The following is a 21767-nucleotide window of genomic DNA, read 5'->3' on the forward strand; positions in this document are numbered from 1 at the left end:
GTGTTAAATTTTCGGTATTAGGTATAATTTTTATTTTGGCTATTAAATCGCCTTTGGTAACTATAGAACCCGAACCCACATAAATTTCATCTAACAAACCCGACACCGAAGATTTTACATTCACTTCTTTTCGGGGTAAAATAGAACCGTTTGCCATTGTTTTTTTATAAATATCTATATACGTTCCTTGCTCGGTTTGATATACAATTTCGGGTGTTTTAGATTTTTTAATAACAAAACTTGCAAACCAAATAATACCGCCTAAAAGGCACGCAAAAAGAAATCCGAAAAAAAGGTTTTTCATAATACTGTTTTTTAAAAATTATTCTGTTCTTAAGGCTTCAATAGGTTTAATTTTAGAGGCAATAATAGCAGGAATTAAACCGGCAATAAATCCTGCGAAAATAAAAATAATAAGGGCTGTTACTGCCACAGAAACATCTACTTCCGGATTGGCAAAATATTCTATTTCTATTCCCATAGAAACCAAAGCATCGGCAAAAGTTTGTATTAAAAGCATACCTGCTATCAAACCAAAAAATCCGGAAATAGAAGTGATAACCAAGGCTTCTTGCGTAACTAACGACACCACCGACCACGGTGTAGCTCCTAAGGCTTTTCGCACACCTATTTCTTTGGTTCTTTCTTTTACCGTTATGAGCATTATTACCGAAATAGCAATAACGCCCGCCAATATAGTGCCTAATGAGGCAAACAAAACAAAGCCATTTATACCTAAAAATAAGCCTTGAAACATTTTAAATTCACTCTGTGTATTCCACGAGCCTACAGCCATATCATCATCCGGATGAATTTTGTGTTTAATGTTAAGTACTTTTCTTGCAGATTCTTCTATTTCATCAGCATCATAACCCTCTTTCATAGTTAAAATAATAGTGCCTGCTTTGTTAGACATATTAAATGTTTGCTGCAAAGCTGTGTATGAAGAATAAATAGTTTCTTCATCATCTTTGGCTTGCTCTCCCATAGAAACAGATTTAAAAACACCCACTACATTAAAATAAGCTCCTTTTATATTTACATATTGCCCTATGGGATTTTCTCCCTCAAATAAATTATCGGCTATTAGTTTGCCTATTACTACCACTTTCCTTTTTTCATCTATATCTTTTTTGTTAATCATTCTGCCTTCTATAATATTGAAGTTTTGTATATGACTGAAATCTTGATTAACTCCCTGCAAATTGTACGAACCATTTTTTTTACCTCTACTAATAATTATTCCCCAAAAACCTAAGCGTGGTGTAATATATTCTACACCTTCCACTTTGCTTTTAAGTAAATTAATATCATCTATATCTAATTCTATTCTTCTGCCCGGGGGCAAACCATTGTAGGGCATAGAGGTTTTCCAGCTCCACAAAAACATAGAATTATTAGCCAGTCCTTCAAAGTTTTGCATTACGCCATTTTCTAAGCCTTTGCCTGCACCCAAAAGAAAAACTAACATAAAAATACCCCAGCCAACCAATATAGACATTAAGCTGGTTCTAAACTTATGCTGCCAAAGACTGCTCCCTATTTCTTGCCATGTTTCTAAATCAAACATTTTGTACTAAACCGTCTTTAAGTTGAATAATTCTATTGGTATTATTGGCTACTTCTTTATCGTGGGTAACAATAATTATAGTCATACCTTCTTTATTTACTTCTTTAAATAAAGTTATAATTTCTTTAGAAGTGTTAGAATCTAAAGCACCTGTAGGCTCATCGGCTAATATTAATCTTGGATTTCCTACTAAGGCTCTGGCTATAGAAACTCTTTGATTTTGCCCTCCCGATAATTCATTAGGAAGATGATTCCAGCGGTCGCCCAAACCTACACGCTCTAAATAATCTCTTGCTATTTTATTCCTTTCCTTTCGTTTTATGCCTTTGTAGTAAAGCGGAAGTGCCACATTTTCCATTGCATTTTTAAAGGGAAGTAAATTAAACGATTGAAATACAAAACCCAAGTAATGGTTTCTATATTGTGCCGATTGCACTTGCGATAAATCTTTTATTAAAGTATCGCCCAGCCAGTATTCGCCTTCATTATAGTTATCTAAAATACCAAGCACATTTAGCAAGGTAGATTTCCCGGAACCCGAAGGTCCCATTATAGAAACAAAATCGCCTTGGCTAACGGTTAAATCTATACCTTTCAGCACTTTTAATTCTTGCGTTCCTGTTTTATAGCTTTTATGTAGGTTTTTTATAGTAACCATATCAATTAATGGGAGATGAATATAAGTAAATTTTTCTATTCTATGTTTTTTCTATGATAGCTTAGGGTTTATTAACAAAATAGCCTTTGGTATATTCTAACTGCTAATTGACTAATAAATTGTTTGAAGAAAAGGGTAAATTCAAAATAGTTTGCAATAAGAAACAATATAAAAATGACAGTATAATTATTTTTTATCTTTATTATTAATCCTGTGGTCGTAAAATTCATTTATAAAAGCCAACACTAACCCTATACCCATAATTACATAAAAAACAGTAAATATTTTACCTGCATTTGTTTGTGGGCTAAAATCGCCATAACCTACTGTTGTTAATGTAATAACTGAAAAGTAAAAAGAATCTAACCAGTTCCATTTTTCAATAAAGTGATAAAATACCGTACCCACAGATAGTGTAAGTATTGTTGCTATAATCAACCCTCTATTTTTGCTACTTCTAAAAAAACTATTTTTATCAAACAGCATAAAACAAGATTTTACAAGTCAAATTTTATTCCCTGTGCCAATGGTACTGTTTTACCATAATTAATAGTATTAGTTTGTCTTCGCATATAAGCTTTCCATGCGTCTGATCCGGACTCTCTGCCACCTCCTGTTTCTTTTTCTCCACCAAAAGCTCCACCTATTTCTGCTCCGCTGGTACCTATATTTACATTAGCTATACCACAATCGCTACCTGCCGAGCTTAAAAACTCTTCCATTTCAATCATATTAGTCGTCATAATGGCAGAGCTAAGTCCTTGAGGTACATTATTTTGCATAGCTATGGCATCTTCTATATTTTTGTACTTCATTACATATAGTATAGGAGCAAATGTTTCGTGTTGTACTATTTTATAATAATTTTCTACTTCCGCAATACAAGGTTTTACAAAACAGCCACTTTCATAATTATTGCCTTCTAATACTCCTCCTTCTACTATAAAGTTTCCACCTTCTTCTTTCACTTTTTCTATACTATTTAGGTAAGCTTTTACAGCCTCTTTATCTATTAACGGTCCTACATGGTTGTATTCGTTTAAAGGATCTCCTATTTTTAATTGCCCATAAGCTTTTTTAAGTGTTTCGGTTACTTTATTATAAATACTTTCATGAATAATTAACCTACGAGTAGAAGTACAACGCTGCCCACAGGTGCCTACTGCTCCAAATACTGCTCCTACTAAAGTAGCATCTAAATCGGCACTTTCTGTTATAATAATAGCATTATTTCCACCTAACTCCAATAAACTTCTTCCCAATCTTTCTCCTACTGCTCTGCCCACGGCTTTTCCCATTCTGGTGCTTCCCGTAGCAGAAACTAAAGGTACTCTGTTATCGTGGCTTAACAATTCGCCTATTTTATAATCTCCATTAACTATACATGAAACGCCTTCCGGAACATTATTTTTCTTAAAAACTTCTTTTACAATATTTTGGCAGGCAATACTACACAAAGGCACTTTTTCTGAAGGTTTCCAAACGCAAACATCTCCGCACACCCATGCTAAAGCGGCATTCCAACTCCATACTGCTACAGGAAAATTAAATGCCGAAATAATACCCACTATTCCTATGGGATGCCATTGTTCATACATTCGGTGGTTTGGTCTTTCAGAGTGCATGGTTAAACCGTGTAATTGTCGGGAAAGACCAACGGCAAAATCGCAAATATCTATCATTTCTTGCACTTCACCATAGCCTTCTTGTAGGCTTTTTCCCATTTCGTAGGAAACCAGTTTACCTAAAGCATCCTTATGTTTACGTAGTGCCTCGCCTACTTGGCGTACCACTTCTCCCCTTTTTGGTGCCGGCCATTTTCGCCATTCTACAAAAGCTTGCTGAGCTGTTTCTATAACCTTGTTATAATCATCTTTAGATGCACTTGTAGATTTAGCTATTAAACTACCATCTACAGGAGTATAAGAATTTATTGTTTCTCCATTTCCTTTTAAGAAATTAGAGCCTGTGCTAACACCTAAATTTTCTTGATTTATTCCTAATTCTTGCAAAAAATCTTTCATTATTGTGGTTTTGTTTGTTTGATAGCAAAGATAAGATTTATATATTAACCTAACTTAGGTTATTAACTTAACTTGGGTTATAAATGCAAAAAATGAGATGACTTTTATAAGGTTAAAAGAACAAGTGTAGTACAAAATTCCTTATTTAGTGCAAGAAGATTAACCGAACTCAGGTTTAAAATTAAACATTACCTTTGCCACACAATGTTTAATAGGAAATTTGATAAAAACACATTTTCAAAACTCAATGTATTAGTAATAGGCGATGCTATGATAGACGCTTATTATTATGGCAAAATAAACAGGCAAAGCCCGGAGGCAAATGTTCCTATTGTAGAAATAGACAATAAGGAAAACAGATTAGGCGGAGCGGCAAATGTTGCTTTAAATATTGCTACACTTGGGGCAAAAGCTCATTTAATGTGTTTTAAAGGAAATGATAATAATGCAGATGAATTGGAAAAAATGTTGCAGAAGTGCCAAATTAAGTATGTTCCTATTCCTTGCAATAGAAAAACTACCGTAAAAGCCAGAGTTTATAATGGCAATGAGTATGTGCTTCGCTTAGATGAAGAAGACACTTTTGGTATTAAGGAGCAGGAACTGCAAGTGCTTGAAAAATCACTAAATAATTTTTTGAGTTTAAATGAAATTGATACTGCCATATTACAAGATTATAACAAAGGATTTTTTACCAAAGAAAGCATTGCTATAATTTGTCAGTTATTGTATAAAATGAATATTCCATTTACGGTTGACCCTAAAAAAGATAATTTTTTTGCATACCGAAATGCTACTTTATTTAAGCCAAATTTAAAGGAGATAAACTGGGCGTTAGAATCTAAAATTGAAGGAACTGATTTTGAAAACATTAAAAATGCTTGCAGTAAATTAATAGTTAGAAATAGCAGTAAAAATATATTAGTAACCTTAGCAGAAAATGGAGCAATAGCTGTTAACAGTTCAGAAAGCTATTATGAAAAAGCACATAAAAGAAATGTGATAGACGTAAGCGGTGCTGGCGATACCGTTATAGCCGTGGCAAGTTTGCTTTTAGCATTAAATGCTCCTTTAAATGAAATTTTGTATTATAGCAATTTGGCAGGAGGATTAGTTATAGAAGAGAGAGGAGTGCAAGCCTTAAAAATTTGGAAATTAGCTAACAAAGAAAATTAATAAATGGTATTTAATTTGCCCAATAATTATAAGTTAAGAGAATCTTATAAAGAAAGAAATTTGTATTATAAGTTTTTTGCAGGGTATTTTTTTAATGAATTTATTTCTACCATAGATGAGAGAACAATAGCCTTTATAAAACGGCTTAAAGAAATTGTTTTAAATGAGGAAAATAGATTTATTGGAGATAAAAAGATTACATTAGAACAATTAGATGCTATCCAAAATGAAACTAAATACATAACTTTTGATTATCATGTAGCTCAATTTTACAAGGGAAATAAAGATAGAGGCGAAATGTCTGACATTTTAATATATTCTAAACAAAATTTTATATCCATAGAGTGTAAATATCTTTCTAATATGAGTTATAAAAAAGATATTGAAGAAGTACAAAGCAGAATTAAAATTGCAGAAAGTGAATTTAACTCTAAAGGCATACAAGTATTACTTATGAAAGAATCTAAATTTAAAAACAGTACTAATTCTAATAAAGAAAATAGTTTTGCCAAAAAAATTGAAAATCACAACCATGTAATTCCAACTATTATATTATTTTGGGAAGATTTATTAGCAATGACAACAGATACTGCTGTTAAAGAATATTTGATAAATCAGCTTAAAAGATAGCGAGTTAAAATAATGGAACTACTTTCCATTATTGGCATCCATGGCTTGTACTATACCTAAATGGATAAAATCTTTTATAGCTACAATGGCATCGTTAATATAGCTTGGAAGTGCCTCTTGCTCTTTATTAGTCCATCTTCCTAATACATAATCTATCTGCCTGCCTTTAGAAAAATTACTGCCTATTCCAAATCTTAATCGGCTATAATTTTGATTTCCCAGCACGGCTTCTATGTTTTTTAACCCATTATGCCCGCCTGCCGAGCCTTTGGGTTTTAAGCGTATTCTACCAAAATCTAAATCCTTATCATCTACTAAAACCAAAATATTTTCTATAGGAACATTAAGCTCTTGCATCCAATATTGAAGAGCTTTACCACTTAAATTCATGTAAGTAGTAGGCTTAATAATATGTACCAATTTATTCTTTAATCGGAAATCTGTATAAAAAGCAAGACGCTCCATTTGAAATGAAACGTCTTGTTCTTTAGCTATTTCATCGGCTATATTAAAACCAATGTTGTGTCTAGTATCTTCATATTCAGCACCTATGTTTCCCAGTGCTACTATTAAATACTTATTGCTCATTTGCTCTGTTGGCTTATTCTGCTGCTTCAGTAGATTCAGTAGCTTCGCCTTCAGCTCCTTCAGCATCTTCTTCGCCTTCTTCATCGTCTTTTAAGCCTGCACTTCTTAAAGTTCTTGGTACTATAACTTGTACTATTGGGTTAGAGCCCGGTGTTACCACTTCAAAAGATAAATCTTTTAACTCTTTTACTTTAATAGATTTACCTATACCTAAGTTAGTAATGTCAACTACTATTTCAGGAATAAATTCTTCCGGCTTAGCTTTAACGGTTAATTTACGTAAGTTTTGGCTAAGTACACCTCCGTTTTTTACACCTCTGGCTAATCCTGAGGTAGCAATAGGAATTTCTACTTTTACTTTTCTGCCTTTTACTAACTCTTGAAAATCAATGTGAAGGATTTTATCTGTAACAGGATGAAAATCAATATCTTTTAATACTGCTTCTCTTGTTTGCCCGTTTACAGTAACTTTTGCAATAACGAACTTATCCGTATATACAACATCTTTCAATTGGTTTAAAGTAGCTGCAAAATGTACATTGTCTTTGCCACCATACATTACGCATGGTACAAGACCTTCGTTTCTTAGGGCATTTGTTGCTTTTTTGCCCATGTCTGTTCTAGCTTGCGCTTCAAATTCAATTTTGTTCATAATTTTTTTTAAACTGATTGTGTTATAAATAGTGAATTAATAGATTTATGCTCGTGTGTATTTCTTATTGCCTTAGCAAATAAGCCCGACACAGTAAGCACTTTAATTTTATCGCTTTGTTGTTTTAGCGGAATCGTATCCGTAACAATCAACTCTGTTAATTTAGATTTTTCTATGCGTTCATACGCTGGTCCCGATAATACGGCATGGGTGCAAATAGCACGTACACTTTTAGCACCTTTTTCCATTATTAAATCTGCGGCTTTACAAATTGTGCCGGCAGTATCAATTAAATCGTCAACCAATATTACATTTTTGCCTTTAACATCTCCTATCAATATCATTTCTGCCACTTCATTTGCTTTTTTTCTATGTTTATCACATATTACAAAATCTGTTTCAAAATGATGAGAGTAAACTCTGGTTCTTTTAGTAGAGCCTACATCGGGAGAAGCAAAAAGTAAATTACTCATTTTTTGTTTCTCTAAATAAGGAATAAAAATAGCTGTAGAGTTAAGGTGATCCACCGGAATATCAAAAAATCCTTGTATTTGCCCTGCGTGCAAATCCATTGTCATTACTCTGTTTACTCCTGCTGCCACTAATAGGTTGGCTACCAATTTAGCACCTATGGCTACTCTTGGTCTGTCTTTTCTGTCTTGCCTTGCAAAACCGAAATAAGGAATTACAGCTGTTATATAATCGGCAGAAGCTCTTCTATTGGCATCTACAATCATTAGTAGCTCCATTAAATTTTGGGCAGGAGGCATAGTAGATTGAATTACAAAAACATAATTTCCTCTTACAGACTCATGTATAATAGGTTGAAACTCTCCATCGCTGAAGTATTGCATATCAAAATTAGCAAGCTTCTCTCCATAGAAATCGCTGATTTTTGCAGCCAAATCTTTAGATGCTCCACCTCCTAATAATTTTACTTCAACGTGATTCATTTTGGTAGTTGCCTTATTTGGGGTGCAAAGGTAGTTTTTTTTTGTGATTTAAGGTAATTTATTGCCTTAATTAATTAAAGTGACCTCGGAAGGATTCGAACCCTCAACCCTCAGAGCCGAAATCTGATATTCTATCCAGTTGAACTACGAGGCCATTTATTACATTGTATCCAAAAAATAATTTCACATACTTTTATAAAACCACCCCCTACCTTCGGCAGGTAAACTTTTCCCCTCCTTTCCAGGTGGGGGAACATTATGGAATGTGAAATTATTTTTCAGACTTTATATAATGCAAAGGTAAATAATTTATTGGCTTAAATTTCTAAACCAAATATAGTACTTTTGCAAATAATAAAATTTATACATCCACTATGCAGAAAAAAACGCCCAGCTATTCAAGAGCTTTTATGACAGAAATTGTGCTTCCTAACGATACTAACGCACTTAATAATCTTAGAGGTGGCAAAATTTTGCATTGGATGGATATTGCTTCTGCCATAGCCGCAGGAAAACACTCCCAAGCGGTGGTAGTTACAGTGTCTGTTGACCAAGTTTCTTTTGATAACCCTATAAAAATAGGCGATGTAGTAACTATTGAAGCAACGGTAACACGAGCTTTTAACTCTTCTATAGAAACTTATTTAGAAGTTTGGGCAGAAAACTTACCTTCGCAAAATAAATATAAATGTAATTCGGCATATTATACTTTTGTGGCTTTAGATAGTAATGGCAAACCTAAAAAAGTGGATGAACTGGTGCCTGAAACAGAAATTGAAAAACAAAGATATGAAGGAGCTTTAAAACGAAGAGAAATACGCTTAATGCTTGCAGGAAAAATAAAAGCAACCGAAGCTGACAGCCTAAAATCTTTGTTTGAACAAAATAAATAATTAATTTTAAAGCTATTGGGTTATGATTCAAATTTTTAAAAAAAATGGCAATGAACTTGTAGAAATACAAGAAATTCAAAAAGATTGTTGGGTAAATATATATCCACCTTTCACTAAGGAAAATTTGGAAGAAATAGCTGCTACTCACGATTTGCCTTTAGATTATCTTACCGACTCGCTTGACCGCGATGAGCAAAGCCGTTTTGAAAGCGAAGAAGAAGCCGATTTGGTGGTAGTAAATACGCCTATACTAAACAACGATTTAATTGAAAATGAAGCTTTATACTTAACTATTCCTATAGGAATAATAAGCAAAGAAGATTATATAATAACTATTTGTAGTTATGAAAACAGGGTAATAGATGACTTTTTAAACAATAACATAAAAGGTTTTAACCCTGCCGACCATGCCATGTTTACCCTGCTTTTGTTTAATAGAAATGTGTATTATTTTCAATATTACCTGCGTGAAATAAACAATAAACGCTATGCTTTTGAAAACGAAATTTATCGTTCTTCGCGTAGTAAAGATTTAAAACACCTACTTGACCTTCAAAAAAGCTTAATTTATTTTGTAACTAATTTAAGAAGTAACGACCTTATGATGAACAAAATAAGACGTACAAATTTTTTAAAAATACGTGAATTTGAAGAAAAAGACGATTTTTTAGAAGATGTAGTGGTAGATAGCGGACAGGCTATAGAAATGGCAGATATTTATACCAATATTTTAAATGGCACTATGGATTCATTTGCATCAATTATTTCTAATAATTTGGGAATAATAGTACAAAGGCTTACTGCGGTTACTATTGTGCTTATGATTCCTACCTTGGTAGCCAGTTTTTATGGTATGAATATTCGTTTGCCTTTTCAAGAAGGATATGAACACAGCTATATTCCCTTTTTTGTGGTAATGGGTATTTCTTTGTTTTTGTCTTTTTTATTAGGTTGGTTTTTTATGAAAAAAAGATGGTTTTAAAATGAAAATACTTAGATATACCATTATTGTTTTAACAGTACTTTTTGTTATTGTTTTTTCTGTTTTGATATTTAGACAAGACGAAACCATAAGCAGGCAAGAAGCAATAGAAAAATTAAATGTTCCTAATTCTCATTTTTATGATTGGAATGGTATAAATGTACATTATACTCAAGTAGGCGATACGGGAGATGTAGTTCTTTTAGTACATGGTTTAAGCGGTTCTACCGATAATTTTAAATTATTTACCAATAAACTTAAAGATTATTACAGAGTTTATTCCATTGATTTGCCTGCTTTTGGGCTTACAGAAGTTCCCAATATAGACGGGCTGAAAGAATATGATATAGATTTAATAGCATACCACCAACAGTTTATTTTAGATTTTTTAAAAGAAGCGGGTATAGATTCTTGCCATATTGTAGGCAATAGCTTAGGCGGTTTGGTTTCTTGGGAGGCAGTAGTGGCAGACCAAAGCAAATTTATGTCGCTAACATTATTAAACAGTGCCGGCTACGATTTAGATAAGGTAAAAAACCATGTGGCAGGTGGTTTAGATAATCCCATAGTTAAATGGATAGCCAAAAAAGGAACGCCACTTTTTGTTAGCAGAAAAATAATAGAACGCACTTTTTATAGAGATGATTTAATTTCGGACGAAGGCGTACAAGCGGCATATTATACCAATAACAAAAAAGGAACTTTGCAGTGGATGTCTTTTTTGGTAGGAAGCAATTTTACACCCGATACGGCAGATATTGCTACTATTCATATTCCTACTTTAATTGTATGGGGTCAGCAAGATGAACTTATAAATGTAGAACACGCCTTCAAATTTGAAAGAGATATAGTTAATAGTAACTTAATTATTTATGACCAAACTGGACATTTACCTATGATAGAACAAGTAGATAAATTAGCCACAGATTGGATGGCTTTTGAAAGAGATTTATAAAGTTGGTTTAAAAACCTTGTCTTTTTAATGGCACATTAAATGTACCGTTAGTAACTGTTCTTATGCTAGTTCCTAAATTTTCTTTTGCGGTATATTCAAAAGTGCCTGTTGTGCGTGTTTCTGTTATTTCTGTAAAGGTTATTGTACCATGAATTATAGCTGTGTCTGTATTTGAATAATCCGGACTTAACCATGCAAAAGGTTCATCTGACCCATAATTTTCATAATAGTAAGCATTGTGGTTTAGGTTAAATTTAAGTGGGTAAGATCCTGTTGTTGTTATCCCATTTGTATATACTGTAAAATTAATATTTCTATCAATACTGCCTTCATTTCCTGTTACATAAAGTGCATATAAATTAGAGCTACCTCCTACACCTTTTGTAAAAACAGCTTCTGCAAAGTCCGCTTCAAAATTTATTGGATTTGCTTCATTAACTACTGCTGTTAAAATACCATCATTTTGTGGCGTGTTATCATCGTCATTGCCGTCATTATCACAACTATTTGTAAAAACTAAAGCAAAACAAATAAACACTATACTTAATAAGTTCTTTTTCATAAATTATAATTTTGGTTACAGGTATGAAATTAACTATTTATTCTAATGTTTTATCTTTTTTACCCAAAATTATTTTCTAACTCTTCCTTATATGCATTTATAAAATCTAAAGCAGTGCTACGTTTTTTACCTTCCATTTGCAAACCTATTATTTCTATTGGCAATGTGCCTGTGCCTACCAATAATTTTTTATTTACTATAGTTGCTTTGCCGGGTTTTAAGTTTAAATTTTCTTTATAGAGTTTTGTGGTGTGTATTTTAACAATTTTACCGTTTAAATAAGTAAAAGCTGTAGGAAAAGGATTTAATCCTCTTACTAAATTATGTACTTCTTCAGCAGATTTTTTCCAGTCAATTAAGCAGTCTTCTTTAAAAATTTTAGGTGCGTGCTTGCTTTCTTTGCTCAAATCTTGAGGAATTTCAGTATAAGTATTATCATTTATTTGATTTAAGGTTTCTACCAATAATTTTGCTCCTATATTCATTAATCTGTAATAAACTTCTCCGGTAGTGTCGTTTTCGTTTATTGGCGTTTTGGTTTGTGCTATTATATTGCCTGTATCTATTTGATGTTTTAAAAAAAAGGTAGAAACTCCGGTTTCTTTTTCGCCATTAATAACTGCCCAATGTATGGGTGCTGCTCCTCTATAATTTGGCAAAAGCGAACCATGTAAATTAATTGAGCCTAATGGTGGCATACTCCAAACTACTTCGGGCAACATTCTAAAGGCTACCACTACATTCAAATCGGCATTTAAAGCTTCTAACTCTTTTAAAAACTCTTCATTTTTTAAATTTGTTGGTTGTAAAATATTTAAACCTTTTTCTTTGGCAAATACTTTTACTTCACTTTCTTTTAGCTTTCGTCCTCTTCCTGCGGGCTTATCGGGTGCTGTTATAACGCCTACTACATTATAGCCTGCATTTAAAATGGCTTCTAAGCTTGCTACGGCAAAATCGGGCGTACCCATAAAAACTAATCGGTTTATTTTATGCACAGTCTTTTTATTTTGCACAAAGGTAAAAATAAAAAAGCTCCGAAATTTCGGAGCTTTTTTTATTGCTGGTTGAAGGTAATCTTACTTTAATTCAAACTTCTTAATACCCACTAAATATCCTTCTTGGTATATTTCTGCGGTGTACATTCCTGCTTCTGTAATATTGTTAGCCCAATCTAAACATATTTTTTTGTTAGAACCATCGTAATCAAATTCTGCTTGTTTAGAATATCTAATTTCTTCGCCATTTTCTTTGCTGGTAAAAGTACCACTTCCTTGATTTTGTACAAACATGGTTTCGCCTTTAGGGTTTACTAATCTCAGTTGCATAGTTACTTTTCCGTCTTCACGTACTTTGTTTTCTCCGGTTTGGTAGCAAACTAAAATTTTATCTAATGCCTTAACTTTGTTTACTTCTCTTTCTGCACCGTTGCTTTTTACTTTAACACCGCTTGCAGTTAGTTCATCAGCTTGCAATAATGAACCTAATTCAAATTTATTAGATAAATATTTCTTCTCTTCGGTTAATATAGCTGTTGTTTCTTTTTGCGAAGTTAAATCTTGCTCTAATTGATGTTTTACTTCAATTAGCTCTTCATTTTGTGCAGTTAGGTCGTCTATTTTACTTAAAAATTCTATTCTTTCAGACTCAAATTCTACAATTTTATCTTTTAATTTATTTAATTGCGATTTATTATATGAACTTTGATTTTTCCATTTTTGAATTTCTTCTAAATGACCTTTAATTTCATTTTCTCTTTCTAATAATAAGGCATCTAACTCTGCATTTTTGCCTTTTAAGCTTTCAATTTCGGTTAATTGACTATTAAATTCAGCCTGCAAACCCGCTAAATCGTCTTTTAAATTAACTACTTCTGTCTTTTCAGCCTCTAAATCTTTAGAACCTTTAAACAAGAAATAGGCACCAACAAGGTTGATTAACAATAATATAAGTATGATTACTAAATAGATTGTCTTTTTTGAGCTTGGATTAGTCTCACTCATTTTCTTTAAATTTGTGTGCAAAAATAAGATTATTCTTCTAAATACAAACAGTTATGCATACAAACACAAAAGAATTTTGGGACAATCAGTATAAAAAAAATCAAACGGGGTGGGATTTGGGCAATATTTCTACACCTTTAAAAGAGTATTTTGACCAAATTAAGAACAAATCAACTAAAATTCTTGTTCCCGGTGCGGGCAATGCTCATGAGGTAGCGTATTTGCATAACAATGGTTTTGACAATGTTTTTTTATTGGATTGGTCTGAAAAAGCTATTGAAAATTTTAAGCAAAATAATCCAAATTTTGATGAAAAATACTTGTTGTGCAAAGATTTTTTTGAGCTTGATAATAAGTTTGAACTGATAATAGAACAAACATTTTTTTGTGCTTTACCTCCAACAATGAGAAGCGATTATATTGCTAAAATGCATGAATTGCTTACAGAAAATGGAAAACTTGTTGGACTTTTGTTTAATATTCCTTTAAATAGCGAACATCCTCCGTATGGAGGCAATAAAAGTGAATATGAAAGTTTGTTTGAAAATAAATTTGACTTTAAAATATTAGATGCAGCTTACAATTCAATAAAACCAAGAGCCGGCAGTGAATTGTTTTTTATAGCCAAAAAGAAAGCTGTTTAATTACATTCCGGGCAAACACCGCTTACTGTAAAGTTATAATCTTGTGCGGTATAATTTTCGGGAAGCTTAAATGTAGGTATTACATTGTGTAGGCAGGTTACTTTATTGCAAACCGTACAGCTAAAATGTACATGGTGGTGGTCGTGGTGATGGTCGTGTTCGCAATTTTCGCAAGATGAATATTTAGCTACACCGTCAAAATCTAATACTTTGTGCACCTTACCTTCTTCTAAAAGCCTTTCTAAAACTCTATATGTTGTTACTCTATTGCATAAATTACCTATTTTATCTTGAATATCTTGTTGAGACAAGGCAATTTCAGAGTTTTCTATTAAGCCAATTATTGTAGTTTTAGCGGTAGTGGTTCTATAGTTCTTCATTTGTAAGTCTTTTTATAGCTTGCTGTATTGCCGTATCATTAGGCAATAATTTTAAAGCTTGATTGTAGTTATTTATAGCTTCTTCTTTGTTGTTCATCAGTTCGCAAACATAGCCTTTCATGTAGTATGCTCCTGTATATTGCGGTTGTATTTTAGTAGCTATATCAAAATTTTTATATGCTTTATCAAGGCTGTCCAAGTCTATATAACAATATCCCACATTAAAAAAAAGTTCTTCATCTTTAGGGTTTTTATTTATCATTTCTTTATAGGTATTTATTGCTTTTTTTGTCTGTTTATTTTGCTGATAATGGTAAGCAATGGCGTATTTAGCTTCCCTACTGTTTGAATCTATACGCAAGGCGTTATTAAAATATTGTAATGCTGTTTCATTGCCTATTTCGTCATACATAAGACCTAATTGCATATAGGCATTATAAAACTGAGGATCCATTTCTACACAAGTTTGAAAATTTGAAATAGCCTTATCCAAGTTATTTAAGTCTCTATAAATCAATCCTTTAAAAAAGTAAGCATTAGCATTAAATTTATTAATTCTAAGTAAATCATTTGCAAAGTTTAAAGCTTGTTCGTATTGTTTAGCATAAAAGCTGTACTCTATTATTCTTTCATACAGTGTTTCATTTTCTTTATTATTATTAATTCCCTTTCTTAATGCATTAATTGCATCTTCTACCCTACTTAGTTTTAAGTATAATTCCGATTCGTTAATAACATAATTGATATTGCTACTATCTAAAAAAGTAGCACTATAAGCATCGGTTAGAGCTTTAGGAAAATTTCCGTTATTTTTATAGTAAATAGACCGATTATAGTAATTTTCGGCATTTCTTGGTGCTACTTCAATTAAGCTATCTAAAGAAGCTAATTCAGCGGGTTTATTATTGCTGTTTTTTTCTAAGGTATTGTTTTCATTTCCTTGATTTGAATGGCAAGAAATTAGAAAAATTAAGAAAAATAAAAAAAAAGATATTTTCATGAGGTTAAATTAAGAGATATTGGTTTTTTATTATTATATTTACACCCATTAGAGACTAACTAATTTTAAAACTAACCTTTACATAAGTAAAAAACTCTGTTTTAAGTATTGTTTTGTGTAAATCAACCACAAAAGTAATACAATTGTTATTATTTGCCAATCAAGTTTTTTTTGACAAATGGTAACAGAAAAAATTAAAGTGTAGTTATTGAATTACAAGTCCTTATTTTTTTATTTAAAAATATATTTATGAGAAATTTAATCTATACCGTCCTGTTATTATTTTTTGGCATTTTTTATTCCAACTTATCTGCTCAAACTTTTAAATCACCTGAAGAGAAAATATTGTATAATGTTAAAAACAATATAGACAGATATGAAGGCGTCTATAGAAAATATGAAATTTCATTTGAGCACAATGTGGATGAAGAAAAAATGTCAAATGAAGAAATGGAAGCGTATATTAAAGCTAATTTTCCAGAAGGAACTACTATGCAAAAATACTCTTCTAAAGAGGATAAAATAATTTTAATAATTCTTTTTCCTGCAGCTCTTAATATTTTTGAGTATAAAAATACGATTTACTCACTAAAAACGAACGCTGTTAGTTTTAAATTTATAGAGTACACTATCTAACTCATTACCTAAAAAAACACAAAAAAATGATAAAAAAAATACTGACCTTTTTATTAATAATTTTCGCTATTTCAGTGTACGCACAACCAGCAAATGACAATCCTTGTGGTGCCATTACACTCAATGTGGGTAGTAGTTGTAACTATTCTACATATACTACGGTAGGTGCAACATATACTTCTTCACCTTCAGCCACATGTGGTTATTATAGCAGTTGCTCAAGTAGAATACGTGATGTTTGGTTCAAATTTACTGTTAGTTCTTCTTCACCCACCTTTATAAGTACATCTGCATTAGGATTAACTGATGGAGTTATAGAAATATTTTCAGGAAATGTTTGTGGGGGAACAGGAACACTAATAACATGTATAGATGATGGTTCGCAAGGAACAATGCCAGACTACTTACTTAACGGGGTACCTATAGGAACAGAAATATATATTAGATTTTACTCATACCAAGGTGGGTATTGGTTCTTCGGCACTAGTTGTAATAGTGCTAATACAGGTACTTTTGGGTTATGTGTTTCCACTAGTCTTTGTAATGGTGTTGATATACCGGGGCAATCATGTGCCACAGCTACTCCAATATGTGATTTGAATGGACTTTGTGGAAGAACATCTGAATACTATACGGTAGATACTTGGTCTTCATTGACTAATAGTTTTAATAACTGTGGAGGTGCATCAATAGAAAATAATAGCTTTATCAGTTTTATAGCAGCAGCTAGTACTGTTAATTTAAATGTAACGGTTTCAAATTGTTATGATGGTGATGGAATACAAATGTTTGTTTTTACTGCTCCTTCTTGTGGTGGATCTGTAACTTCAATATTTTGTGGCGGTAGTGGAAGTGTAGGACTAACGGGAAGTAATAACTTAACGTTTACAGGATTAACTCCATATAATACATATTATTTAATGTTTGACGGTTTTGCAGGAGACGTATGCGATTACACCATCAACGTTGATGGTGGATCTGGTATTCTACTACCCGTAGATGCAGGTAGTGATAAAACAATTTGTGTCGGTAGCAGCACAACATTGAACGTTACAGGTGGACAAGGACCATATACATGGTCTGTAATAGGTGGTTCTACAGTGGGAACAGGAAGCTCAATAAGTGTCAGTCCATCAACTACAACTAGTTATGAAGTTGACGGAACTTCAGGCAATATACTATGCCCGCAATCAAGTAAAGATACCGTTGTAGTAAATGTGAACCCAACGAAATATGGCACAGATACAAAATCTGCATGTGGTTCTTATACTTGGATAGACGGTAATACTTATACATCAGATAACAGTACAGCTACACATACTATATCTGGTGGTGCTGCTAATGGTTGTGATTCTGTAATAACTTTAGATTTAACTATCAATAATACTGTTAATAGCACGGATGTGCATACCGCTTGTAATACTTTTGACTGGATAGACGGCAATACTTACACTTCTTCTAATACCTCCGCTACGCATACTATATCTGGTGGTGCAGCTAATGGTTGTGATTCTGTAATAACTTTAGATTTAACTATCAATAATACCGTTAATAGCACGGATGTGCATATCGCTTGTAATACTTTTGACTGGATAGACGGCAATACTTACACTTCTTCTAATACCTCCGCTACACATACTATATCTGGTGGTGCTGCTAATGGTTGTGATTCTGTAATAACTTTAGATTTAACTATTAATAATACTGTTAATAGCACAGATGTGCATACCGCTTGTAATACTTTTGACTGGATAGACGGCAATACTTACACTTCTTCTAATACCTCCGCTACACATACTATATCTGGTGGTGCAGCTAATGGTTGTGATTCTGTAATAACTTTAGATTTAACTATCAATAATACTGTTAATAGCACGGATGTGCATACCGCTTGTAATACTTTTGACTGGATAGACGGCAATACTTACACTTCTTCTAATACCTCCGCTACGCATACTATATCTGGTGGTGCAGCTAATGGTTGTGATTCTGTAATAACTTTAGATTTAACTATTAATAATACCGTTAATAGCACGGATGTGCATACCGCTTGTAATACTTTTGACTGGATAGACGGCAATACTTACACTTCTTCTAATACCTCCGCTACACATACTATATCTGGTGGTGCTGCTAATGGTTGTGATTCTGTAATAACTTTAGATTTAACTATCAATAATACTGTTAATAGCACAGATGTGCATACCGCTTGTAATACTTTTACCTGGATAGACGGCAATACTTACACTTCTTCTAATACCTCCGCTACACATACTATATCTGGTGGTGCTGCTAATGGTTGTGATTCTGTAATAACTTTAGATTTAACTATTAATAATACTGTTAATAGCACAGATGTGCATACCGCTTGTAATACTTTTGACTGGATAGACGGCAATACGTACACTTCTTCTAATACCTCCGCTACACATACTATATCTGGTGGTGCAGCTAATGGTTGTGATTCTGTAATAACTTTAGATTTAACTATTAATAATACTGTTAATAGCACGGATGTGCATACCGCTTGTAATACTTTTACCTGGATAGACGGCAATACTTACACTTCTTCTAATACCTCCGCTACACATACTATATCTGGTGGTGCAGCTAATGGTTGTGATTCTGTAATAACTTTAGATTTAACTATCAATAATACCGTTAATAGCACGGATGTGCATACCGCTTGTAATACTTTTACCTGGATAGACGGCAATACTTACACTTCTTCTAATACCTCCGCTACACATACTATATCTGGTGGTGCTGCTAATGGTTGTGATTCTGTAATAACTTTAGATTTAACTATCAATAATACCGTTAATAGCACGGATGTGCATACCGCTTGTAATACTTTTACCTGGATAGACGGCAATACTTACACTTCTTCTAATACCTCCGCTACACATACTATATCTGGTGGTGCTGCTAATGGTTGTGATTCTGTAATAACTTTAGATTTAACTATCAATAATACTGTTAATAGCACAGATGTGCATACCGCTTGTAATACTTTTACCTGGATAGACGGCAATACTTACACTTCTTCTAATACCTCCGCTACACATACTATATCTGGTGGTGCTGCTAATGGTTGTGATTCTGTAATAACTTTAGATTTAACTATTAATAATACTGTTAATAGCACAGATGTGCATACCGCTTGTAATACTTTTGACTGGATAGACGGCAATACGTACACTTCTTCTAATACCTCCGCTACATACTATATCTGGTGGTGCTGCTAATGGTTGTGATTCTGTAATAACTTTAGATTTAACTATTAATAATACTGTTAATAGCACGGATGTGCATACCGCTTGTAATACTTTTACCTGGATAGACGGCAATACTTACACTTCTTCTAATACCTCCGCTACACATACTATATCTGGTGGTGCTGCTAATGGTTGTGATTCTGTAATAACTTTAGATTTAACTATCAATAATACCGTTAATAGCACGGATGTGCATACCGCTTGTAATACTTTTGACTGGATAGACGGCAATACTTACACTTCTTCTAATACCTCCGCTACACATACTATATCTGGTGGTGCTGCTAATGGTTGTGATTCTGTAATAACTTTAGATTTAACTATCAATAATACTGTTAATAGCACAGATGTGCATACCGCTTGTAATACTTTTACCTGGATAGACGGCAATACTTACACTTCTTCTAATACCTCCGCTACACATACTATATCTGGTGGTGCTGCTAATGGTTGTGATTCTGTAATAACTTTAGATTTAACTATTAATAATACTGTTAATAGCACAGATGTGCATACCGCTTGTAATACTTTTGACTGGATAGACGGCAATACGTACACTTCTTCTAATACCTCCGCTACACATACTATATCTGGTGGTGCTGCTAATGGTTGTGATTCTGTAATAACTTTAGATTTAACTATCAATAATACTGTTAATAGCACGGATGTGCATACCGCTTGTAATACTTTTGACTGGATAGACGGCAATACTTACACTTCTTCTAATACCTCCGCTACACATACTATATCTGGTGGTGCTGCTAATGGTTGTGATTCTGTAATAACTTTAGATTTAACTATCAATAATACCGTTAATAGCACAGATGTGCATACCGCTTGTAATACTTTTACCTGGATAGACGGCAATACTTACACTTCTTCTAATACCTCCGCTACGCATACTATATCTGGTGGTGCAGCTAATGGTTGTGATTCTGTAATAACTTTAGATTTAACTATTAATAATACTGTTAATAGCACGGATGTGCATACCGCTTGTAATACTTTTACCTGGATAGACGGCAATACTTACACTTCTTCTAATACCTCCGCTACACATACTATATCTGGTGGTGCTGCTAATGGTTGTGATTCTGTAATAACTTTAGATTTAACTATCAATAATACCGTTAATAGCACGGATGTGCATACCGCTTGTAATACTTTTGACTGGATAGACGGTAATACTTATACATCAAATAACAGTACAGCTATGCATACCATTACTGGTGGTGCTGCTAATGGTTGTGATTCTGTAATAACTTTAGATTTAACTATTAATAATACTGTTAATAGCACGGATGTGCATACCGCTTGTAATACTTTTACCTGGATAGACGGCAATACTTACACTTCTTCTAATACCTCCGCTACACATACTATATCTGGTGGTGCAGCTAATGGTTGTGATTCTGTAATAACTTTAGATTTAACTATCAATAATACCGTTAATAGCACGGATGTGCATACCGCTTGTAATACTTTTACCTGGATAGACGGCAATACTTACACTTCTTCTAATACCTCCGCTACACATACTATATCTGGTGGTGCTGCTAATGGTTGTGATTCTGTAATAACTTTAGATTTAACTATCAATAATACCGTTAATAGCACGGATGTGCATACCGCTTGTAATACTTTTGACTGGATAGACGGCAATACTTACACTTCTTCTAATACCTCCGCTACGCATACTATATCTGGTGGTGCTGCTAATGGTTGTGATTCTGTAATAACTTTAGATTTAACTATCAATAATACTGTTAATAGCACAGATGTGCATACCGCTTGTAATACTTTTACCTGGATAGACGGCAATACTTACACTTCTTCTAATACCTCCGCTACACATACTATATCTGGTGGTCAGCTAATGGTTGTGATTCTGTAATAACTTTAGATTTAACTATCAATAATAATACTGTTAATAGCACAGATGTGCATACCGCTTGTAATACTTTTGACTGGATAGACGGCAATACTTACACTTCTTCTAATACCTCCGCCACATACTATATCTGGTGGTGCAGCTAATGGTTGTGATTCTGTAATAACTTTAGATTTAACTATCAATAATACTGTTAATAGCACGGATGTCATACCGCTTGTAATACTTTGACTGGATAGACGGCAATACTTACACTTCTTCTAATACCTCCGCTACCATACTATATCTGGTG

The 21767-nt window shown here is 33.1% G+C and carries 22 protein-coding genes and 1 tRNA gene; 9 read left to right on the top strand and 14 right to left on the bottom strand.

Translation table 11 applies throughout. From position 1 onward, the window contains the following. The 5 genes from H6578_03980 to H6578_04000 all read right to left on the bottom strand — a co-directional run. Positions 1-304, bottom strand: a 304-nt coding sequence (locus H6578_03980; GenBank protein MCB9226313.1) for an efflux RND transporter periplasmic adaptor subunit, incomplete at its 3' end; no start/stop codon positions are given. An 18-nt stretch (positions 305-322) separates the two neighbouring features. Further along, positions 323-1570: an ABC transporter permease gene (locus H6578_03985; GenBank protein MCB9226314.1), complete on the bottom strand. Its 1248-nt coding sequence runs from the start codon at positions 1568-1570 to the stop codon at positions 323-325. Next, entirely contained in the window at positions 1563-2228 is a 666-nt protein-coding gene (locus H6578_03990) for an ABC transporter ATP-binding protein (GenBank protein MCB9226315.1), read from the bottom strand. Before H6578_03990 ends, H6578_03985 begins: the two co-directional genes overlap by 8 nt. Positions 2229-2414: 186 nt before the next feature. Next, positions 2415-2714, bottom strand: coding sequence for a two pore domain potassium channel family protein (locus tag H6578_03995; protein MCB9226316.1), 300 nt, complete (start codon positions 2712-2714; stop codon positions 2415-2417). An 11-nt stretch (positions 2715-2725) separates the two neighbouring features. Next, positions 2726-4252 carry an aldehyde dehydrogenase family protein gene (locus H6578_04000; GenBank protein ID MCB9226317.1) on the bottom strand — a complete coding sequence of 509 codons (1527 nt, stop codon included), beginning with the start codon at positions 4250-4252 and terminating at the stop codon, positions 2726-2728. A gap of 204 nt (positions 4253-4456) precedes the next feature. Between H6578_04000 and H6578_04005 the strand changes: the two genes are divergently transcribed. Continuing rightward, positions 4457-5428: a D-glycero-beta-D-manno-heptose-7-phosphate kinase gene (locus H6578_04005; protein MCB9226318.1), complete on the top strand. Its 972-nt coding sequence runs from the start codon at positions 4457-4459 to the stop codon at positions 5426-5428. Positions 5429-5431: 3 nt separating this feature from the next. After that, positions 5432-6058, top strand: coding sequence for a hypothetical protein (locus H6578_04010; GenBank protein MCB9226319.1), 627 nt, complete (start codon positions 5432-5434; stop codon positions 6056-6058). An 18-nt stretch (positions 6059-6076) separates the two neighbouring features. On the opposite strand, the gene H6578_04015 is transcribed toward H6578_04010, so the two are convergent. The 4 genes from H6578_04015 to H6578_04030 all read right to left on the bottom strand — a co-directional run bounded on the left by H6578_04015 (position 6077) and on the right by H6578_04030 (position 8405). Next, on the bottom strand, positions 6077-6646 hold the full coding sequence (locus H6578_04015; GenBank protein MCB9226320.1) for an aminoacyl-tRNA hydrolase: 570 nt from the start codon (positions 6644-6646) through the stop codon (positions 6077-6079). Positions 6647-6659: 13 nt separating this feature from the next. Continuing rightward, positions 6660-7298 carry a 50S ribosomal protein L25 gene (locus tag H6578_04020; GenBank protein MCB9226321.1) on the bottom strand — a complete coding sequence of 213 codons (639 nt, stop codon included), beginning with the start codon at positions 7296-7298 and terminating at the stop codon, positions 6660-6662. An 8-nt stretch (positions 7299-7306) separates the two neighbouring features. Continuing rightward, a complete protein-coding gene (locus H6578_04025; protein MCB9226322.1) occupies positions 7307-8251 on the bottom strand; it encodes a ribose-phosphate pyrophosphokinase in 945 nt (314 codons plus the stop codon). Positions 8252-8331: 80 nt separating this feature from the next. Then, positions 8332-8405 (bottom strand) — tRNA-Arg (locus H6578_04030). A gap of 220 nt (positions 8406-8625) precedes the next feature. Between H6578_04030 and H6578_04035 the strand changes: the two genes are divergently transcribed. From H6578_04035 to H6578_04045, 3 genes are read left to right on the top strand one after another with little or no spacing between them, the layout of a single operon-like run. After that, positions 8626-9144: an acyl-CoA thioesterase gene (locus tag H6578_04035; GenBank protein MCB9226323.1), complete on the top strand. Its 519-nt coding sequence runs from the start codon at positions 8626-8628 to the stop codon at positions 9142-9144. 22 nt (positions 9145-9166) lie between these two features. Next, positions 9167-10126: a magnesium transporter CorA family protein gene (locus H6578_04040; protein MCB9226324.1), complete on the top strand. Its 960-nt coding sequence runs from the start codon at positions 9167-9169 to the stop codon at positions 10124-10126. Position 10127: 1 nt separating this feature from the next. Continuing rightward, the gene (locus H6578_04045) at positions 10128-11081 is read left to right on the top strand and encodes an alpha/beta hydrolase (protein MCB9226325.1); all 954 of its coding nucleotides are present in this window, start codon (positions 10128-10130) and stop codon (positions 11079-11081) included. 7 nt (positions 11082-11088) lie between these two features. On the opposite strand, the gene H6578_04050 is transcribed toward H6578_04045, so the two are convergent. The 3 genes from H6578_04050 to H6578_04060 all read right to left on the bottom strand — a co-directional run bounded on the left by H6578_04050 (position 11089) and on the right by H6578_04060 (position 13646). Beyond that, on the bottom strand, positions 11089-11643 hold the full coding sequence (locus H6578_04050; protein MCB9226326.1) for a hypothetical protein: 555 nt from the start codon (positions 11641-11643) through the stop codon (positions 11089-11091). A gap of 59 nt (positions 11644-11702) precedes the next feature. Then, positions 11703-12614 carry a methionyl-tRNA formyltransferase gene (locus tag H6578_04055; protein ID MCB9226327.1) on the bottom strand — a complete coding sequence of 304 codons (912 nt, stop codon included), beginning with the start codon at positions 12612-12614 and terminating at the stop codon, positions 11703-11705. Between the two features lie 108 nt (positions 12615-12722). Beyond that, positions 12723-13646: a hypothetical protein gene (locus H6578_04060; protein ID MCB9226328.1), complete on the bottom strand. Its 924-nt coding sequence runs from the start codon at positions 13644-13646 to the stop codon at positions 12723-12725. 53 nt (positions 13647-13699) lie between these two features. Here H6578_04060 and H6578_04065 point away from each other — a divergent pair, with 53 nt between their 5' ends. After that, complete coding sequence (locus tag H6578_04065) at positions 13700-14290, top strand: methyltransferase domain-containing protein (GenBank protein MCB9226329.1); 591 nt, start codon at positions 13700-13702, stop codon at positions 14288-14290. Here H6578_04065 and H6578_04070 read toward each other — a convergent pair. Together H6578_04070 and H6578_04075 are read right to left on the bottom strand one after the other, a co-directional pair. Continuing rightward, positions 14287-14670 carry a transcriptional repressor gene (locus tag H6578_04070; protein ID MCB9226330.1) on the bottom strand — a complete coding sequence of 128 codons (384 nt, stop codon included), beginning with the start codon at positions 14668-14670 and terminating at the stop codon, positions 14287-14289. The two genes, H6578_04065 and H6578_04070, sit on opposite strands and share 4 nt — an antisense overlap. Beyond that, on the bottom strand, positions 14657-15670 hold the full coding sequence (locus tag H6578_04075; GenBank protein MCB9226331.1) for a tetratricopeptide repeat protein: 1014 nt from the start codon (positions 15668-15670) through the stop codon (positions 14657-14659). The genes H6578_04070 and H6578_04075 overlap by 14 nt, the downstream gene beginning before the upstream one ends. A 249-nt stretch (positions 15671-15919) precedes the next feature. Between H6578_04075 and H6578_04080 the strand changes: the two genes are divergently transcribed. The 3 genes from H6578_04080 to H6578_04090 all read left to right on the top strand — a co-directional run bounded on the left by H6578_04080 (position 15920) and on the right by H6578_04090 (position 21478). After that, positions 15920-16306, top strand: coding sequence for a hypothetical protein (locus tag H6578_04080; GenBank protein MCB9226332.1), 387 nt, complete (start codon positions 15920-15922; stop codon positions 16304-16306). Positions 16307-16332: 26 nt separating this feature from the next. Further along, positions 16333-19554 (top strand): hypothetical protein, encoded by a 3222-nt coding sequence (locus H6578_04085; GenBank protein MCB9226333.1) that lies wholly within the window; start codon positions 16333-16335, stop codon positions 19552-19554. Between the two features lie 61 nt (positions 19555-19615). Then, a complete protein-coding gene (locus H6578_04090; GenBank protein ID MCB9226334.1) occupies positions 19616-21478 on the top strand; it encodes a hypothetical protein in 1863 nt (620 codons plus the stop codon). Positions 21479-21767: the final 289 nt, after the last annotated feature.

Source organism: Chitinophagales bacterium (genome assembly GCA_020635995.1).
Lineage (GTDB): Bacteria > Bacteroidota > Bacteroidia > Chitinophagales > UBA8649 > JAFMKE01.

Coding starts and splice junctions, on each gene's coding strand:
- H6578_04045 (MCB9226325.1), top strand. CDS start 10,128: ATGAAAATACTTAGATATACCATTATTGTTTTAACAGTACTTTTTGTT.
- H6578_04055 (MCB9226327.1), bottom strand. CDS start 12,614: ATGGGTACGCCCGATTTTGCCGTAGCAAGCTTAGAAGCCATTTTAAAT.
- H6578_03995 (MCB9226316.1), bottom strand. CDS start 2,714: ATGCTGTTTGATAAAAATAGTTTTTTTAGAAGTAGCAAAAATAGAGGG.
- H6578_04060 (MCB9226328.1), bottom strand. CDS start 13,646: ATGAGTGAGACTAATCCAAGCTCAAAAAAGACAATCTATTTAGTAATC.
- H6578_04080 (MCB9226332.1), top strand. CDS start 15,920: ATGAGAAATTTAATCTATACCGTCCTGTTATTATTTTTTGGCATTTTT.
- H6578_04020 (MCB9226321.1), bottom strand. CDS start 7,298: ATGAACAAAATTGAATTTGAAGCGCAAGCTAGAACAGACATGGGCAAA.
- H6578_04025 (MCB9226322.1), bottom strand. CDS start 8,251: ATGAATCACGTTGAAGTAAAATTATTAGGAGGTGGAGCATCTAAAGAT.
- H6578_04000 (MCB9226317.1), bottom strand. CDS start 4,252: ATGAAAGATTTTTTGCAAGAATTAGGAATAAATCAAGAAAATTTAGGT.
- H6578_04010 (MCB9226319.1), top strand. CDS start 5,432: ATGGTATTTAATTTGCCCAATAATTATAAGTTAAGAGAATCTTATAAA.
- H6578_04085 (MCB9226333.1), top strand. CDS start 16,333: ATGATAAAAAAAATACTGACCTTTTTATTAATAATTTTCGCTATTTCA.
- H6578_04015 (MCB9226320.1), bottom strand. CDS start 6,646: ATGAGCAATAAGTATTTAATAGTAGCACTGGGAAACATAGGTGCTGAA.
- H6578_04075 (MCB9226331.1), bottom strand. CDS start 15,670: ATGAAAATATCTTTTTTTTTATTTTTCTTAATTTTTCTAATTTCTTGC.
- H6578_04005 (MCB9226318.1), top strand. CDS start 4,457: ATGTTTAATAGGAAATTTGATAAAAACACATTTTCAAAACTCAATGTA.
- H6578_04065 (MCB9226329.1), top strand. CDS start 13,700: ATGCATACAAACACAAAAGAATTTTGGGACAATCAGTATAAAAAAAAT.
- H6578_03990 (MCB9226315.1), bottom strand. CDS start 2,228: ATGGTTACTATAAAAAACCTACATAAAAGCTATAAAACAGGAACGCAA.
- H6578_04035 (MCB9226323.1), top strand. CDS start 8,626: ATGCAGAAAAAAACGCCCAGCTATTCAAGAGCTTTTATGACAGAAATT.
- H6578_04070 (MCB9226330.1), bottom strand. CDS start 14,670: ATGAAGAACTATAGAACCACTACCGCTAAAACTACAATAATTGGCTTA.
- H6578_03985 (MCB9226314.1), bottom strand. CDS start 1,570: ATGTTTGATTTAGAAACATGGCAAGAAATAGGGAGCAGTCTTTGGCAG.
- H6578_04050 (MCB9226326.1), bottom strand. CDS start 11,643: ATGAAAAAGAACTTATTAAGTATAGTGTTTATTTGTTTTGCTTTAGTT.
- H6578_04040 (MCB9226324.1), top strand. CDS start 9,167: ATGATTCAAATTTTTAAAAAAAATGGCAATGAACTTGTAGAAATACAA.